The organism is Fulvivirga lutea (genome assembly GCF_017068455.1).
GTDB classification, from domain to species: domain Bacteria; phylum Bacteroidota; class Bacteroidia; order Cytophagales; family Cyclobacteriaceae; genus Fulvivirga; species Fulvivirga lutea.
Genome location: NZ_CP070608.1, coordinates 2,538,097 through 2,554,344, shown reverse-complemented (window position 1 = coordinate 2,554,344; position 16,248 = coordinate 2,538,097). Strand labels below are relative to the sequence as shown.

The following is a 16,248-nucleotide window of genomic DNA, read 5'->3' as shown; positions in this document are numbered from 1 at the left end:
TTTAGAATGACACATTTATACCTGCAGTTATTGTTCTAGCTTGTGGAGGAGTAAAATATGTAGCACTCGCTCTTAAACTTCTATCCAATGGATTTTGGTTATCTCTAACAACTTCAGGATCTCCTTGGTCATATTCAGTGAACAATAGCAAGTTGGTAGCCTGAACAAATACCCTTGCTCTTGAAAGTTTATATTTCTGCAAGAAATCGCTAGGCAAGTTGTACCCAAGTTGTAGATTCTTCAATCTTAAGAAGTCTCCATCTTGCAAATACAAATCAGAGTTGATAAACGGTGTATTGAGTGATAATGCCGGATATTTAGCATCTCTGTTATCAGGTGTCCATCTATCAAGTATTTCTCTTCTTTGATTAAAGCCAGCTATTTGCGCTAATTGCTGTGGTCCCTCGCCATTATAGATTTGGAATCCAACAGAGAAGTTAAATAGCACGCTTAGATCGAAGTTTTTATATGAGAAAGTGTTTGTAAACCCACCAAAGAAATCAGGGAAAGGAGAACCTGCTCTAACAGCATCATTTACCTGATCTGGCGTATAAGTCTGATTACCGTTTATATCTAAATATATTGCTCTACCATTGTTAGGGTCTGGACCGACATACCTTTGCAAATAAAATGTCGCAAAATCCTCCCCTTCAAATAGTCTAATTTCACCACCATCACCTGAATCAAAAGCCTGCGGTGGTAGCCCAGAAAGGTCTTTTACAGTGTTATCTATTGTCGTGAAATTAAGATCAGTTGTCCATTTAAAGTCTCCAACTAAGTTTCTTGACGTTAAACTTAACTCAAATCCTTTCACCTCAACTTCCAATGCATTTTGTAGAACATTGGTGAATCCTGAAGAAGAAGGAACATTGGCATTAAAGACAAGGTTATCAGCATTTTTAATGTAGTAACCAAGTGTACCATAAATTCTATCTCCAAATAAACCATATTCTAACCCTACATCAAACGTGGTTGTCTCTTCCCACTGCAAGTCAGGGTTATCAAGTCTTTGTGGCGCAATTCCTCTTATTAAGTTCTGATTATTGTTGTAGTTGGCATTAGTGATGAACAAACCATATTCTTCATAATTCCCAATTTCTGCGTTACCCGTAACACCATAAGCAGTTCTCAACTTTAAGAAACTTAAGATTTCATTATTAGCAAGAAAATCTTCTTCTGAGATAATCCAACCAGCTGAAACTGATGGGAAATATCCCCATAAGTTGTTCTCTCCAAACCTTGATGAAGCATCAGCTCTCATGGTTGCCGCGAATAAATATTTATCTCTGAATTTGTAGTTAACTCTTGCGAAATATGACAAGAAGCTAAATTCCTGAAGATCTCTTCCAAAATCAGTAACTGATGCAGGGTCAAATTCATCTTTAGTCCTACCGTCTATCTTGCCTTCGAGGTTATTTACATTAAAACCTTTCGTGTCAGTTCTTGAGTAATTGTAACTCTGACCTAATAGGAATGTAAAATTGTGATCGGTATTTAAAATTCTGTTGTAAGTAAGAGTATTATTGGTTGTATAGTTTTTCACAAATACATCTCTACTATCACCGTTGCCTAATGCCGCACCTTGGCCCGGTCTAAATTGGTCTTCATTTTGATCTAAATAGTCTATACCAAAATCAGTTTTAAAACTTAACCCTGGAACAAACTGTCCTAAATCATAAGAAACTGATGCATTAGCAAAAGTTCTGTGCTCAGTAGTTCTGTAATCGTTTCTAAGATCTAGTAATGGGTTCGTAAAAGGAACTTCATCCCACAATGTACCATCTGCCTCTCTTATTGGATAAATAGGTAAGGCTGATCCTTGTGCGCGGCCCAAACCACCGGCAAAACCAACAGGTACACGATCATTCGTACTGTAAACCTGATTTAATCCAATAGATACTTTCAAATCCTTAGTTATATTATAATCAAAATTTACCCTTCCACTCAGTAGTTTAAAGGTGTTTCCTTCTAAGAAACTGTTATCTTCTTTGTAAGTACCATTAGCATACAATCCATATTTATCGGTTCCTTTGCTATAACTGGCATTAAAGTTTTGGATGAATCCTTTTCTTAGAACTTCATCTTGCCAATCAGTGTCAGTAGCAAGAGCTTCTTCTCGAGATATTCCACCTGGTAACGGTGCAGGTCCTACATTTCCATCATTTTCCCAAGCCTCCTGATACAGTTGGACATATTCTGCAGAATTCAACAGGTCCTGACGAACAGTCTCCTCGTTGAAACCAGCATAGTAACCTATATCAACTTTTCCTTTACCTGACGTACCTCTTTTGGTTGTTATTAAAACAACACCATTAGAAGCTCGCGATCCATATATCGCAGCTGCTGCTGCATCCTTTAACACTTGGATTGACTCAATATCATTTGGGTTTAAACTGGCCAACGCATTTGTGTTGGAAGCTATCTGCTTACCACCACTTCTACTTAAATCTCCAGAAGTAATTGGAACACCGTCCAATACATAAAGTGGCTCAGGGCTACCCGAAATGGAAGTTGAACCTCTTACACGGACAGATATAGCAGAACCGGCAATACCACTACCTTGAATAACCTGAACACCAGCAGCTTTACCTGTTAGTGCAGACTCAAAACTTGGTAACGGTTTACTTTCTATTTCACTCGCACCAAGCGAAGAAATAGAGCCTGTTACGTCTACTTTTCTTTGAGTACCATACCCAACGACAATTACTTCACTCAACTGCTGAACATCAGGCACCAGCTCCACGTTAATGTTTGTCTGATTGCCTACTTGAATTTCCTCAGTAACATACCCTATAAATGAAAAAACCAGTGTAGCATCTGGGCTAACACTGATTGTGTAATTTCCATCGATATCTGTTACTGTTCCCTGAGTGGATCCTTTTACCAAAACGTTAACGCCTGGTAATCCTCCACTTCCCGTTTCCGTCACCTGACCGGAAACTTTGATTTCTTGTGCCCTAACTGTGACTGTTGAGAGACAGAAAAGCACAATAAAAAGTAAACTATACTTCATAAGATGTAGGTTAATATATTAATATTTTAAGATTTAGGTACGCTGCAGATAAAAAACAAAAGCTCAACCCGTAATATCTACACAAACGATTGCATTGATCATCAGAGGTAAATATGAAGAGTTTTTGTCTGTTTTTTACTGTTTGCATACTATCTAATATTCACAAAAAAGCGGATTTAAACAAGTTTTAGGGGCTTTTTATTCAGATTGTTTATCGAAATCGAGACCGCAATCGTTTGCGATAAAATTGTATTAAACAAAAGATTAAGAGTGATTCAAAAATCAGGTAATATTTTGTTAACAAATGAATAATTGCACTTTTTTAATATTTAGAAGAATTTGAAACAAATTGCATCGATCCAAAATTTTGCTAATCCTATTAAACAATACACCTCCTGTTTGCTTATATTGGCAAGTCAATAAACAGTTTTAAAGATTAGAAATGAGAAGCGTTCAGGTTACGATTAAAGATATTGCAAGAGAACTAGGTATTTCACCCTCCACAGTATCAAGAGCACTTAAAGATCATCCTGACATAAGTATCGAGACAAAGAAAGCAGTAACCGAACTGGCGGAAAAACTCAACTACACTCCCAATTCAATAGCGCTTAGCTTAAGACAGCAGAAAACCAATACTATTGGTGTTATTATTCCTGAGATTATTCACTTCTTCTTTTCAACCGTAATCAGTGGCATTGAAGACATTGCCTATGATGCCGGATATAGCGTTATCGTCTCACAATCGAATGAGTCGTACGACCGTGAAGTGATGGATTCAAAGGCACTCTTTAATAATCGGGTTGATGGCATGCTTATTTCTTTATCAAGAGAAACTACACAGTTCGACCACTTAAAAAGCTTATTCGATAGAGGAGTACCTATGGTGTTCTTCGATCGCGTAACCGATGCCATTAATTGCAGTAAAGTAGTGGTGGATGATTTTGGAGGAAGTTTTGAAGCAACAGAACATCTTATTAACCAAGGGTACAAACGCATCGCACACCTTTCAGGTCCTAAAAGCTTAACTATAAGTGAAGTACGCTTGGAAGGTTATAAAGCAGCTTTAGCAAAACATAATATCCCCTATGACGAAAAACTGGTAATGAGAGATAAAGCTTCTGAAGATGAGCAATCAGCCAAGAAATTAACAGAACAACTTCTTTCAGGGCCCAATCCCCCTGATAGTTTGTTTGCTATCAATGATATTGCTGCTTTAGGTGCTATGATGGCGGCAAAGGAAAAAGGATTGAAGATACCTAAAGACTTTGGTATTGTTGGATTTAGTAACTGGCGATTCACTTCTTTGACAGAACCACCAATGACCACTGTGAACCAACCAGGGTTTGAAATGGGTCAAGAGGCTGCCCGACTTTTGATCAAACAAATTGAAGCCAAAAACGATGAAGTAATTGAACCTGAAACAGTGGAGTTGAAAACTAATCTTGTGATAAGAGGTTCTTCAGTACCAAAATAGAAAATTTTACAAAAGTCTATAGTCAGTCCAATAACTGACTTTCAATTTCAATCGAAAACGCAATCGTTTGCGGCATTTTTTATTCATTTAAGCTACATTTTTAAACAATATTATCACTAATTTGATAATCGTTTGCATGAAAAATTCGTGCAGAATTGGCGAAATTCAGATTAAATTGTGATGATAGATACACCTATTTCCACTCGAAATAAAACCAATAATTCTCTCGGGAATTTAAAAGAATATAAGACCTCTGAAGGCTTGTTAGAATGTGTGCTTGACAATGCCTTTGTCAACATATCTGTATATAGTGATAGCGTAATTAAAACGCATATAAGCTTTGATGGTCATTGGGATCATAATCCGTACAGTGTTATTCAAAGTCCATTGAACCGTGAACTCACAATTAGTGATGAAAACGGTTGCATTGAATTACACACATCTAAAATCGTTCTAACTATTAACAAATCTCCTTTCAGGTTAACATTTAAAACTTCTGATGGAAAAGTAATTAATGAGGATGATCAAGCTTTTGGGACAGCTTCAATAGGTGAGCAAATAACTACCTATAAAAAATTACAAAATGGTGAACGCTTCATAGGATTAGGAGAAAAAACCGGTCCTTTAGATAGAAGAGGGTCAGGTTATCAGCACTGGAATACAGATCATTTTGGCTACGGCCCTGAAAGTGATCCATTGTATTGCTCCACTCCATTTTACATAGGCCTTCATAACGGTCTTTCGTATGGGGTATATCTGGATAACTCGCACAAGTCTCATTTCAATTTCGGGGCATCTAATGACCGTTTCAGCAGCTTTTCAGTTGATTCTGGTGACATGTGCTACTACTTCATTTATAATGATAACGTACAAGGAATATTAAAATCTTATTCAGAATTAACCGGGTTTATGCCACTTCCTCCTATCTGGAGTATAGGTTATCAGCAGTGCCGGTACAGCTATTATCCTGATAAGCAAGTATCCAGATTGGCCGAGACGTTTCGCGACAAAGAAATTCCAGCTGATGTTATTGTTTTGGACATCCATTACATGGAGAAGTACAAAATATTTACCTGGGATGGTGAAAAATTCCCAAATCCAAAGGCGCTGGTTGGCCATTTAAAGTCTTTAGGCTTCCATGTGGTGGTAATGTGCGATCCCGGAATTAAAATTGAAGAGGGTTATGAGGCATATCAAAGTGGTATCGAAAACGATGTTTTCATAAAATATCCTGATGGTTCTAACTATTCAGGTTCCGTTTGGCCTGGATTGTGCCATTTCCCGGATTTTACAAAAGATAAAACAAGGCACTGGTGGGGTGAGCAACTGAAGTCTTACACAGAAATTGGAGTGGATGGTTTCTGGAACGACATGAATGAAATAGCCACCTGGGGTCAGATGTTACCCGAACTTATTGAGTTTGATTTTCAAGGTGATAAAGCCACTGCTCGAAAAGGGAGAAATATCTATGGCTTTCAAATGAGTAGAGCTACTTATGAAGGCACGAAAAACAACCTTAATGGATTAAGACCTTTTAACCTGACAAGGGCAGGCTTTTCAGGTATACAAAGATATGCTGCCGTTTGGACAGGCGATAACGTAGCCAACGATGAACATATGTTGGTTGGTGTACGATTGGTGAATAGCATGGGACTTGCTGGAATTGCCTTTGCCGGGTACGATGTAGGTGGGTTTGTGGGTAATGCAAATGAAGCATTATTTGCGAGATGGGTTCAAATTGGTGCCTTCTCCCCTTTCTTTAGAGGTCATTCCATGATCAACAGCAGGGATTCAGAGCCGTGGTCTTACGGAGAACAAGTGGAAGAAATTTCTAAGAATTACATCACACTCAGATACAAGTTAATGCCTTATCTGTACTCTTCATTTTATGAGGCTACACAAACCGGTTTACCAGTATCTAGAAGTTTGGCTATTGACTACACTTTTGATAACAAAGTTTATGACCACGAATATCAAAATCAGTATTTGTTTGGTCAAAGTATATTGGTTGCCCCTGTAGAAAGTAATAAACATTTGACAAAAGTTTATTTACCTGAAGGCGAATGGTACGATTTTCTAACTGACAAAAAACACCAGGGAAATAGCGAAATTATAGCGGAATGTGGCATTGAGAATTTACCTGTATATGTCAGGGCTTCGGCTATTATTCCTGTTACGCCTCAAGCCAAAACAAATACTCAGAATTTAGGCAATGTATTAGAACTTCATATTTACAAGGGTTCAGAGAACAACTCTTTCGTTTATTACGAAGATGATGGTGAAAGCTTTGCGCATGAAGCAGGAAGCTACTACAAAAGAGTTATAAAATACGTAGCAGATAAAAATCAAGTGATTATTAGTGAAGTAGATGGTGCTTACGATTCAAAAATTAAAAATCTACACATCTGCTTCCATGGTTTTAAAGGCATCAACGAATGCACCATTAATAAGTCAGGAGTAAATGCTGAACATCACTCCTACCGATTTACAAACCCTATTTCAAACTTTGACCCTATTGATAGTGAAGTTTGCGATGGGTTAAAAATTGAACAAATCGCTACAATTAAAACAAAAAATTTAGGTTCGGAAATAGTTATTAGCTGGTAGAGATATCAGCTATTTTTTTACTTTCAAAACATTAACAATGAAACACAAAATCCTTGTAGCAGCGTTACTAACTGCTATAGTCTTCGGGTGTGAGCCAAAAAAGTCAACTGAAGAAGTTACTACCGAAGAAAGTACCCTAAAATTTCCAGAAAAGGCCAAGGGGATGAACATCTATGAGGTGAATGTACGACAGTATACTAAAGAAGGTACAATCAAAGCATTTCAATCTCACTTACCGAGGCTTAAAGAAATGGGGGTTGATATTCTTTGGATTATGCCTGTCCAGCCTATTAGCGAGAAAAATCGAAAAGGTCCTCTTGGTAGTTACTATTCCATTCAGGATTACACTGCCGTTAACCCAAACTTTGGTACAGAGGCTGATTTTAAGGATATGGTAGATGAAGCCCACAAAATGGGCATGTATGTAATATTAGATTGGGTAGCTAATCACACAGGCTTCGATCATGCCTGGGTTGAAAAAGAAGGTTATCATAATACCGATTCGCTGGGTAATGTTACCTGGCCTGCAGGCACCGACTGGACGGATGTGGCTGACTTGAATTACGATAATCAGGAAATGAGGCAAGAAATGATTACCGAAATGGATTGGTGGCTGACTGAAATGGATATTGATGGTTTTAGATGCGATGTTGCTGGTGAGGTACCACAAGATTTTTGGACAGCAGCTATCGATTCTCTCGAACAAACTAAGGATATTTTTATGCTTGCCGAGTGGGATGAGCCCTGGCTGCATGAGGCGGGATTCCACATGACTTACGCCTGGGGGCCGCACCACTGGATGAATGAAACAGCCAAAGGTCATATAGATGTAGATTCATTAGAATCATTAATAAAAGGCGATATTGAAAGATATGGCAATAACGATTTTAGAATGATGTTTACAACTAATCATGATGAAAATTCATGGAATGGAACAGTATTCGAGCGTTTTGGAGAAGGACACTTAGCATGGGCAGTGTGGGCCTTCACAGTGCGTGGTATGCCTTTGATTTATAGTGGGCAAGAAGCCGGCTTGAGTAAACGTCTGAGATTCTTTGATAAAGACACTATTTCATTTGACAGCATTCCTTACGAAAAATTCTACACGAAACTGCTCGAGCTAAAACATACCAATGCTGCATTGCATAATGGACAATGGGGAGGCAACCCTGAATTTATTGATGACGGCAATAATAATGTCTCGAGTTTTATTCGTGAATATCAAGGTAACAAAGTTGCAGTGATAGTAAATTTATCAGGTGAGAAACAATCCATTCATCTACAATCAATAGCCAATAATAGTGAGCTTAACGATTGGATGACGGGTAAAAGTGTGATCTTAAATGAAGACAAAAGCACAGAACTCAATGCCTATGAATACCTGGTACTAGTGTTGAAATAATAAGTGCGAAAGCTATTTAAAATACGATGAGTGAAATATCAATAAATTCAGAAAAGCCCAGACTAAACTTTTGGCAGATATGGAATATGAGCTTTGGGTTTCTAGGTATCCAATTCGGATTTGCCTTACAAAATGCCAATGTAAGCCGTATTTTCGAAACGCTAGGCGCTGATGAAGGCAATTTAGCCATTCTTTGGTTAGCAGCTCCGGTTACAGGCTTATTAGTCCAGCCGCTTATTGGTTATTACAGTGATAGAACATGGCACCCAAAATGGGGACGAAGAAGGCCATTCTTTGCTGTTGGTGCCGTTCTTGCCTCTATTGCTTTAATCATCATGCCCAACTCATCTGTCCTCTGGATGGCGGCAGGCACACTCTGGTTAATGGATGCTTCCATCAATATTTCAATGGAACCTTTTAGAGCTTTTGTGGGCGATATGTTGCCACCTGATCAGCGTACCAAAGGTTTTGCCATGCAAAGCTTCTTTATTGGAATTGGTGCCGTTGTAGCATCTTTCTTACCATGGATTTTTACCAACCTCATAGGTTTGAGTAACACAGCTCCTCATGGCGAAATTCCTCCTTCCGTTAAGTGGTCATTCTATGTGGGTGCTGCTGCCTTCTTTTTAGCGGTTATGTGGACAGTTTTTTCAACAAAGGAATATCCACCCGAGGAAGAGGAAGATGACCTGTTCAATCAACCAATTATCATTAAATACCCACCCAGTACGTACCTTTCAATTGGTATCGGAATTCTGATTCTAACTGCAGCCATAGGCTACTGGTTTTATTTTGCGCAGTTAGATAAGAAGTTATTCGTTTTGTGTGGTATTCTTGGAATTTTTGGTCTTGCCTATACTGTTTCTGCGCTTTTCATGTATAAGGATAAATATAGAAATGGCTTTGTACAGATTGTAAGAGACTTTCAAAACATGCCAAAAACAATGATACAATTGGCATTTGTGCAATTCTTTTCCTGGTTTGCTCTATTTGCTATGTGGATATATACAACTTCTGCAGTAACAAGTCATATTTATAAAGCCACGGATACTGTATCTACCTTGTATAATGACGGTGCTGACTATGTGGGAATATTATTTGGAATTTATAATGGAACATCTGCCCTGGCCGCTCTGCTTCTTCCAATATTAGCTAGGTACACCAGTAGAAGAGTTACACATATGATTTCATTGGTTGTAGGTGGATCAGGATTATTATCGTTCTATTTTATTCAGGATCCTACCCTATTAATAATTTCCATGTTGGGTGTAGGTATTGCCTGGGCAAGTATCTTGTCAGTGCCTTATGCCATGCTATCATCATCTATTCCATCTGAGAAAATGGGTTATTACATGGGCATATTCAACTTCTTTATCGTTATTCCACAAATTGTAGCTGCCAGTATTCTTGGCTTCTTATTAACTACATTCTTTGAAAACCAGTCCATCTTTGCACTAATTATTGGTGGTTCTTCAATGATATTCGCAGGATTTTTAAGCTTGCTAGTGGATGATAAAGATGAGGTTCATATAGAACAAAATGCAGCTTAGAATAGTATTCTGTTTAATCTTAACCTTGTTTTCTAAAGGTGTTGATGCTCAACAAAAAGAAAACAACCTGCTATACCAACTGGAGTCAGCCATCAAGAATAACAATGAGTCAGTTGCTGCTCAGGTTTGGGATTCTATTGCACAAGGTAAACAGCCTTATATATGGGGAGATTCAGTAGCATTTATTTATCACGGAAAAGCAAACTCAGTAAGCTGGAATGGTGATTTTAATGGCTGGGGAAGTGATACTAGATTTGACAATAAAGGTTCTCGCATAGGAAATTCTAATTTTTGGGAATTGAAAACCAGTTTTCCTGCTGACGCCAGATTTGATTATAAAATTGTAGTTGATGGTCATTGGATTTTAGATCCGGCCAATGAGGCAATTCAAATGGCAGGTATTGGAGGTTTATCTCCAAATTCTGAACTAAGAATGCCTGAAAGCAAGCCTTCGCAGTGGACAGAAGATACTGCCAGGTCAAAAGGCCAACTAACCAACTGGACAACTCTTCCAAGTGAGTCTTTGGGTTATGATGTTAATTACAAAGTTTACTTTCCTGACAACTACAGCAAGATCAACGCTTTGCCCACTATCTATTGTACTGATGGTAATGAATATACCCACCCACAACTGGGAGCCATGGTAGAAATCCTTGATAATTTGATTGAACAAAAGAAGATTGAACCAGTCATAGTCGTTTTCATTGATCCGCGTGATCCGTCAAATCCGCAACATAACAGGCGTATGGATGAATATAATCTCAATGAAAAGTTTTTAAGTTTTGTTACACAGGAATTAGTACCACAAATTGATTCTACATACAAAACCGCTAAAGACAGAGCCCATAGAACTATTATGGGCACTTCAATGGGCGGCCTAAATGCTTCCTTTATTGCCGCTAAAGCCCCGGAACTTTTTGCCAATTTACTTATTCAATCTCCTGCGTACCGGTATCGGCCAGCAATTTATAAATCGGTAAATAATAGTAAAGTATGGCCACTAAAAGTGAGTATTTCAACAGGTGTATTTAATGACACTCAGGCGGCTGCTCTTAAGATGAAAGAGATTTATCTGACTCATTTAGATTCCTTACAGTACATCGAAGTAAATGAAGGACACAGCTGGGGAAGCTGGAGAAACACTCTTGACGATCAATTAATCTATCTCCTCAGTAATTAACAAAGTTCTTTGAGTTAATTGTTTTTTTTAGTTAGTTCAAACTATGCGAATTCTATTAACTCTGCTATTATGCGTTCTTTTCATTTCTGTTCAAGCGCAAGAAACCATTTTCACTGACCGCCCTAATGTAACTGATGCGGTAAATGTTCTAAACAAAGGAACCATGCAAGTGGAAGTGGGCTATCTCAATTCAACCACAGATTTTGGAACTTCTGAAGTGACATTTAGCACGATACCAAATTTCTCGTTTAAGTATGGTTTGACAGATAGGGTTGAGTTAAGACTATTAACCAACTATGGTGTTCTCGATTCTCCCGGACAGGACAACATCAGTGGCCTAACCCCCATCACATTTAGTCCAAAATTCTTTCTTATTGAACAAGATGGTATCATCCCAAAAGCATCAGTTACAACTGCTTTTACCTTCTCTGATACCGGTGAAGAAGCCTTTCAGGTGGAAGACTTGAATTATAACTTCAGGCTTCTTTTTGAGTATCAATTCAATAAACTAACCTGGACAAATTCAATAGGTTATGATTTCTTGGATAATGATAATTCAGCTCTGGCCTATACCACTGTTTTAGGCTACCCTATTACAGATAAATTAGGTTCATTTGTTGAACTGTATGGTTTTGGTGAATCTGACACTAGCGATGCTGCACAGAATCTGGATTTTGGGTTTACTTATTTGGTTAGCAACAAATTACAGATAGATGCTATCTATGGCTTTAACATAGATGACAATGCAGATTCGACCATTTTTGGATTTGGCTTCGGCTACAAAATCAACTAGTTAATCTTGTAAATGTTGGCTGTCTGATCCCTGTGAATTCTTGGGTTAAAAAAGTGTAATAGCCGATCTAAAGCTGATGGCTTAATCTCCTTTTCAAAAGTTAGCTGTTTACCTGAAAATATGCTTTTCACCATGTCTTTTCTGGCTTCCAGTTCTTTCACACCCTGAAAAATAACATAATTAGGCCTTTTTTGAGCATCAGAAAACTCATCAAGAAGTTCACCTTTAGTCTTTCTTGGATCAAAACTGAACACCACTTTGTGGTCATCGGCCAGTTTTTCTTCTTTGGTTAAACCTAGAATGCCCTTGTCCCATTCATTGTAATCAGAAGAATTCTCGCCCAAATAATAAACTGGTGGCTGTTTAACACTCTTTTCATTTTCAATCAACACAGCTTCAACATCCTGTTTTTGTGACAAGTAGTGCAATGGAGCTACCCTATCTTTTTTTGAGAATGTAAAGGACATAAATAGACCGCCAATGATATTCACAGTCCAGAAAAACTTCCATGATATGGATGGAATAATCTTATACTTACTCCAAAAATCAGAGCTGTCGGCCCAGCTTTTCCAACCGATTGTACCCATAACAACAAGTAATGGGAACATTGGAAGAATAAATCGCTCTTGCTGATTGGGAAAGGCAGAATGAAACACAAAGAAAACCAGCACTGCAACAAATATGAGTGGTTCAACTTTATATGATCTAATGAACCCTATCATTAGAAAAACACTGATAGGCGGTATTAAAAACCCAAATGTGGTAAGGGTAAACTTGAATGGGGACCCAGAAATGAAATTATTAGCATTAGAACTGTTGTATGCGAAGTACTCAACGATGGAATGAAATGGGTAATCAAAAAATATAATATCTATCATCCCAACGGTGAGGAATGCTGCTATTAAATAGCCTAAAGTAAATAAAACGCTGCCTGTCCACTCTTTACGGTACAGCAACACAAGCCCAAGACCACCGGCAAATAATATAGTGTGATACCTAAACGCAAATGCCAGCCCAAATAATAGCCCGGCTAAAACCCATGGTACCGTACTTCTGATTTCCTGCCTCAAATTCTTAATCAAATAATAAAATCCTATCATTATTGGCGGAATACACACCATTTCTACTAAAAATCGTACGCCCATAAATGGGAAAAACCATAGTAGAGCAAGGATCCACCCCACTAGTTTAGCCTTCTTTTCATCGGATAGTAAGAGAGCAAGTCTGTAACCGAAAACGACAATCAGTACAGAGTAAAGCGCATGAATAATTCTTAAGAAGGTGGTTTTTACATAAGGATCGGAAGCTCCAAAAAGCTCTACCACCCAAATAAATCCTGCATTAATACCTGCATAAAACATGCTGTGTTTTGGCGGAATACCAGTTTCCAACCAATGCGGAATGCCATTAGCCCAACTCTGGGCAACACGAGTTACATCAAAATGATCATCATGAAAGGCATAACCCTCAGAAAAAAGAGCTGCAAGCAGCCTCGCAATTACAGCTACTATTAAAATAGTTTTAAAAGGGTACTGAGCGTAATACTCCTGAACTCTTTGGTTGATGGTCACTAATAAAGTTGTTTATTCTATTACTTGGCTTCTTCTGCGTCTCTTAACTCTCGCCTTATAATTTTACCCACATTAGATTTCGGCAGTTCATCACGAAATTCAATATACTTTGGTCTTTTATAGCCAGTAAGATTTTCGTCACAATAGGCATCTACCTCTTCTTTCGTTAATGACTGATCACTCTTCACAATAAATACTTTCACCGCTTCTGTTGATTTATCATCTGGTACACCTATAGCAGCTACTTCCAATACTTTTTCATGATTAGCAATAACATTTTCCACTTCATTCGGATAAACATTAAAGCCAGATACGTTAATCATGTCTTTCTTGCGATCCACAATCTTAAAGAAGCCCTGCTCATCCATCATACCCATATCACCAGTTCTAAACCAGCCACCTTCAAAGAATACCTGAGAGTTATCTTTATTTAAATAGCCACTCATTACTTGTGGCCCTCTGGCGCAAATTTCACCAATTTCCCCTTGAGGCAATTGATTACCATTTTCGTCAAAAATGGCCATATCTGTACTTGGCGTAGGTAAACCAATAGTGCCTCTCTTATGTGTACCATCTAATGGATTACATGATAATACAGGAGACGTTTCACTTAGCCCGTACCCTTCGCATAATGGTGTGCCTGTAACTTTCTGCCATTTCTCGGCAACAAAATCCTGCACAGCCATACCTCCACCAATAGTAGCTTTCAAAGCAGAGAAGTCAATTTTTTCAAAGTCAGGCTGATTAAGCATCCCATTGAAAAGTGTATTCACACCGGTCATCAGAGTGAATTTCTGTTTCTTCAACTCACCCAGGAAGGCTTTCATGTCTCGTGGGTTTGTAATTAAGATATTTTTAGCCCCTATTTTGAACATAAAAATACCGTTCACAGTCAGCGCGAAAATATGATAAAGAGGAATGGCTGTAACCATTACTTCCGTTTTACCTTCTTCTAAAAGCGGGTTAAACCACCAAATGATCTGTTCTGTGTGCGAAAGCACATTTCTATGCGAAAGCATTGCCCCTTTCGAAACACCGGTAGTACCTCCGGTATACTGTAAAAAAGCACAGTCTTCCTGTGAAATTGCTGGTTTATCTAACGAAAGTTTAGCGCCCTTAGCCAGCGCAGTCTTAATAGAAACGGCTTTAGGTAAGTTAAACTTAGGAACCATTCCTTTGATATACTTGACAACAAAATTTACAATTCCACCTTTAAGTCCGCCAAGCAAATCACCAAGACCAGTTGTAATTACATGCTCAATTTGGGTGTTGGAAATGATTTTCTCCAAGTTATATGCGAAGTTCTCAACTATAACAATGGCTTTAGCCTCCGCATCTTTGAATTGATGCTCCATTTCTCTGGCCGTATACAATGGATTTGTATTTACGATTTTCAAGCCTGCTCTCAGTCCACCCATTAATACCACAGGATATTGAAGACAGTTTGGCATTTGTATGGCTAACGTATCCCCTTTCTTCAGCCCACATTCTTTTTGAAGATATGCGGCAAATTGCATTGACAACTTATCCACCTCATCATAGGTCAGGGATTTTCCCATATTTTCAAAAGCCACTTGGGATCTATAGTTATCAAATGCCTCTTCAAACATCTCTACTAAAGAATTATGCTTTAAGGCATCTATTTCGGAAGGAAGTCCCTTGGGATAGCTCTTTAACCAAACTTTATCACTCATCAGTTCAAACGTTTTAATTCAAATGGTTAAAGATATTACTAATCACCCATCTCAACAAATAAAAAAAGCGGTTCTATTAGAACCGCTTTTTGAGCAACAATTAAACTTACAATAATGAGAGCTGTAGGAGAAGGATTCGAACCTCCACGAAGCAGTTAGTCCAGCCGGGTGGCGGATTTATCCTGAACTCTTCACCCTCGAGACCGGAGGGCTTGTCTGCCTGTTTCAACACCCTACAGTGTATGTCCTTCTGACACTTCAAATATAGCCATACGAGTCTTTTATTAAAATTTTAATACATTTTGAATAGAATATTTACATACTATTTAATATATAGCTATTTTTATTTCAATAATTATAAAATTACATATCAGATATGCCTCAAAATTTAGAAATTGACAATGTGGATCTTCAGATTTTAGATATTCTCATGAAGAATGCTAAAAAACCTTATACCGAAGTAGCTAAGCAGGTATTTGTTTCAGGTGGTACTGTGCATGTTAGAATGCGCAAAATGGAGGAAGCAGGTATTGTAACAGGCACCACACTTGAAATTGACAATACCAAGTTAGGATACGATATCACTGCCTTCATCGGTATTTTTCTGGCTAAAAGTGCGCTTTATGATGATGTTATCAATCAACTAAAAGCCATACCAGAGATAACCAATGTGCATTATACTACTGGCAACTATAGCATGTTTGCTAAAATCAATTGCAGAGACACTCAGCATCTAAAAGACTTATTACATGATAAAATTCAGCGTGTAGATGGAATAACAAGGACAGAAACAATGATTTCACTAGAAGAAAGCATTAACAGGCCTATTCCTATTACTCAGGCTCATAAGTAAAACATATGCTTCCATAAGACATTTCTATCTAAAAAATCCAAATTGGGGAACATCCTTCCATAGTTTTTGTTGTACATTTGCGATGTAATTTGAAATTAGTCTAAATAATAA

General features: G+C 38.0%; 10 protein-coding genes. 7 read left to right on the top strand and 3 right to left on the bottom strand.

Going from position 1 to position 16,248, the window contains the following annotated elements; translation table 11 throughout:
- Nucleotide 1: 1 nt before the first annotated feature.
- Nucleotides 2-3,013, bottom strand: coding sequence for a SusC/RagA family TonB-linked outer membrane protein (locus tag JR347_RS11505; RefSeq protein WP_205720754.1), 3,012 nt, complete (start codon nucleotides 3,011-3,013; stop codon nucleotides 2-4).
- Between the two features lie 442 nt (nucleotides 3,014-3,455).
- On the opposite strand from JR347_RS11505, the gene JR347_RS11500 reads away from it, so the two are divergent.
- From JR347_RS11500 to JR347_RS11475, 6 genes are all read left to right on the top strand, one after another.
- Nucleotides 3,456-4,487 carry a LacI family DNA-binding transcriptional regulator gene (locus tag JR347_RS11500; RefSeq protein ID WP_205720753.1) on the top strand — a complete coding sequence of 344 codons (1,032 nt, stop codon included), beginning with the start codon at nucleotides 3,456-3,458 and terminating at the stop codon, nucleotides 4,485-4,487.
- Between the two features lie 180 nt (nucleotides 4,488-4,667).
- Entirely contained in the window at nucleotides 4,668-7,094 is a 2,427-nt protein-coding gene (locus JR347_RS11495) for a glycoside hydrolase family 31 protein (RefSeq protein WP_205720752.1), read from the top strand.
- Between the two features lie 37 nt (nucleotides 7,095-7,131).
- Nucleotides 7,132-8,496: an alpha-amylase family glycosyl hydrolase gene (locus tag JR347_RS11490; RefSeq protein WP_205720751.1), complete on the top strand. Its 1,365-nt coding sequence runs from the start codon at nucleotides 7,132-7,134 to the stop codon at nucleotides 8,494-8,496.
- Nucleotides 8,497-8,522: 26 nt separating this feature from the next.
- Complete coding sequence (locus JR347_RS11485; RefSeq protein WP_205720750.1) at nucleotides 8,523-10,046, top strand: MFS transporter; 1,524 nt, start codon at nucleotides 8,523-8,525, stop codon at nucleotides 10,044-10,046.
- Nucleotides 10,036-11,226 carry an alpha/beta hydrolase-fold protein gene (locus JR347_RS11480; protein WP_205720749.1) on the top strand — a complete coding sequence of 397 codons (1,191 nt, stop codon included), beginning with the start codon at nucleotides 10,036-10,038 and terminating at the stop codon, nucleotides 11,224-11,226. Before JR347_RS11485 ends, JR347_RS11480 begins: the two co-directional genes overlap by 11 nt.
- Nucleotides 11,227-11,269: 43 nt before the next feature.
- Nucleotides 11,270-12,019 carry a transporter gene (locus tag JR347_RS11475; RefSeq protein WP_205720748.1) on the top strand — a complete coding sequence of 250 codons (750 nt, stop codon included), beginning with the start codon at nucleotides 11,270-11,272 and terminating at the stop codon, nucleotides 12,017-12,019.
- Here JR347_RS11475 and JR347_RS11470 read toward each other — a convergent pair.
- Together JR347_RS11470 and JR347_RS11465 are read right to left on the bottom strand one after the other, a co-directional pair.
- Nucleotides 12,016-13,590 carry an ArnT family glycosyltransferase gene (locus tag JR347_RS11470; RefSeq protein ID WP_205720747.1) on the bottom strand — a complete coding sequence of 525 codons (1,575 nt, stop codon included), beginning with the start codon at nucleotides 13,588-13,590 and terminating at the stop codon, nucleotides 12,016-12,018. The two genes, JR347_RS11475 and JR347_RS11470, sit on opposite strands and share 4 nt — an antisense overlap.
- 20 nt (nucleotides 13,591-13,610) lie before the next feature.
- The gene (locus tag JR347_RS11465; RefSeq protein WP_205720746.1) at nucleotides 13,611-15,284 is read right to left on the bottom strand and encodes an AMP-binding protein; all 1,674 of its coding nucleotides are present in this window, start codon (nucleotides 15,282-15,284) and stop codon (nucleotides 13,611-13,613) included.
- Between the two features lie 376 nt (nucleotides 15,285-15,660).
- Between JR347_RS11465 and JR347_RS11460 the strand changes: the two genes are divergently transcribed.
- Nucleotides 15,661-16,137: an Lrp/AsnC ligand binding domain-containing protein gene (locus JR347_RS11460; protein WP_205720745.1), complete on the top strand. Its 477-nt coding sequence runs from the start codon at nucleotides 15,661-15,663 to the stop codon at nucleotides 16,135-16,137.
- Nucleotides 16,138-16,248 lie beyond the last annotated feature (111 nt).

Bases quoted from the DNA above. Each gene is read 5' to 3' on its own strand.
- JR347_RS11505 (WP_205720754.1), bottom strand. From the start codon at position 3,013: ATGAAGTATAGTTTACTTTTTATTGTGCTTTTCTGTCTCTCAACAGTC.
- JR347_RS11500 (WP_205720753.1), top strand. From the start codon at position 3,456: ATGAGAAGCGTTCAGGTTACGATTAAAGATATTGCAAGAGAACTAGGT.
- JR347_RS11495 (WP_205720752.1), top strand. From the start codon at position 4,668: ATGATAGATACACCTATTTCCACTCGAAATAAAACCAATAATTCTCTC.
- JR347_RS11490 (WP_205720751.1), top strand. From the start codon at position 7,132: ATGAAACACAAAATCCTTGTAGCAGCGTTACTAACTGCTATAGTCTTC.
- JR347_RS11485 (WP_205720750.1), top strand. From the start codon at position 8,523: ATGAGTGAAATATCAATAAATTCAGAAAAGCCCAGACTAAACTTTTGG.
- JR347_RS11480 (WP_205720749.1), top strand. From the start codon at position 10,036: ATGCAGCTTAGAATAGTATTCTGTTTAATCTTAACCTTGTTTTCTAAA.
- JR347_RS11475 (WP_205720748.1), top strand. From the start codon at position 11,270: ATGCGAATTCTATTAACTCTGCTATTATGCGTTCTTTTCATTTCTGTT.
- JR347_RS11465 (WP_205720746.1), bottom strand. From the start codon at position 15,284: ATGAGTGATAAAGTTTGGTTAAAGAGCTATCCCAAGGGACTTCCTTCC.
- JR347_RS11460 (WP_205720745.1), top strand. From the start codon at position 15,661: ATGCCTCAAAATTTAGAAATTGACAATGTGGATCTTCAGATTTTAGAT.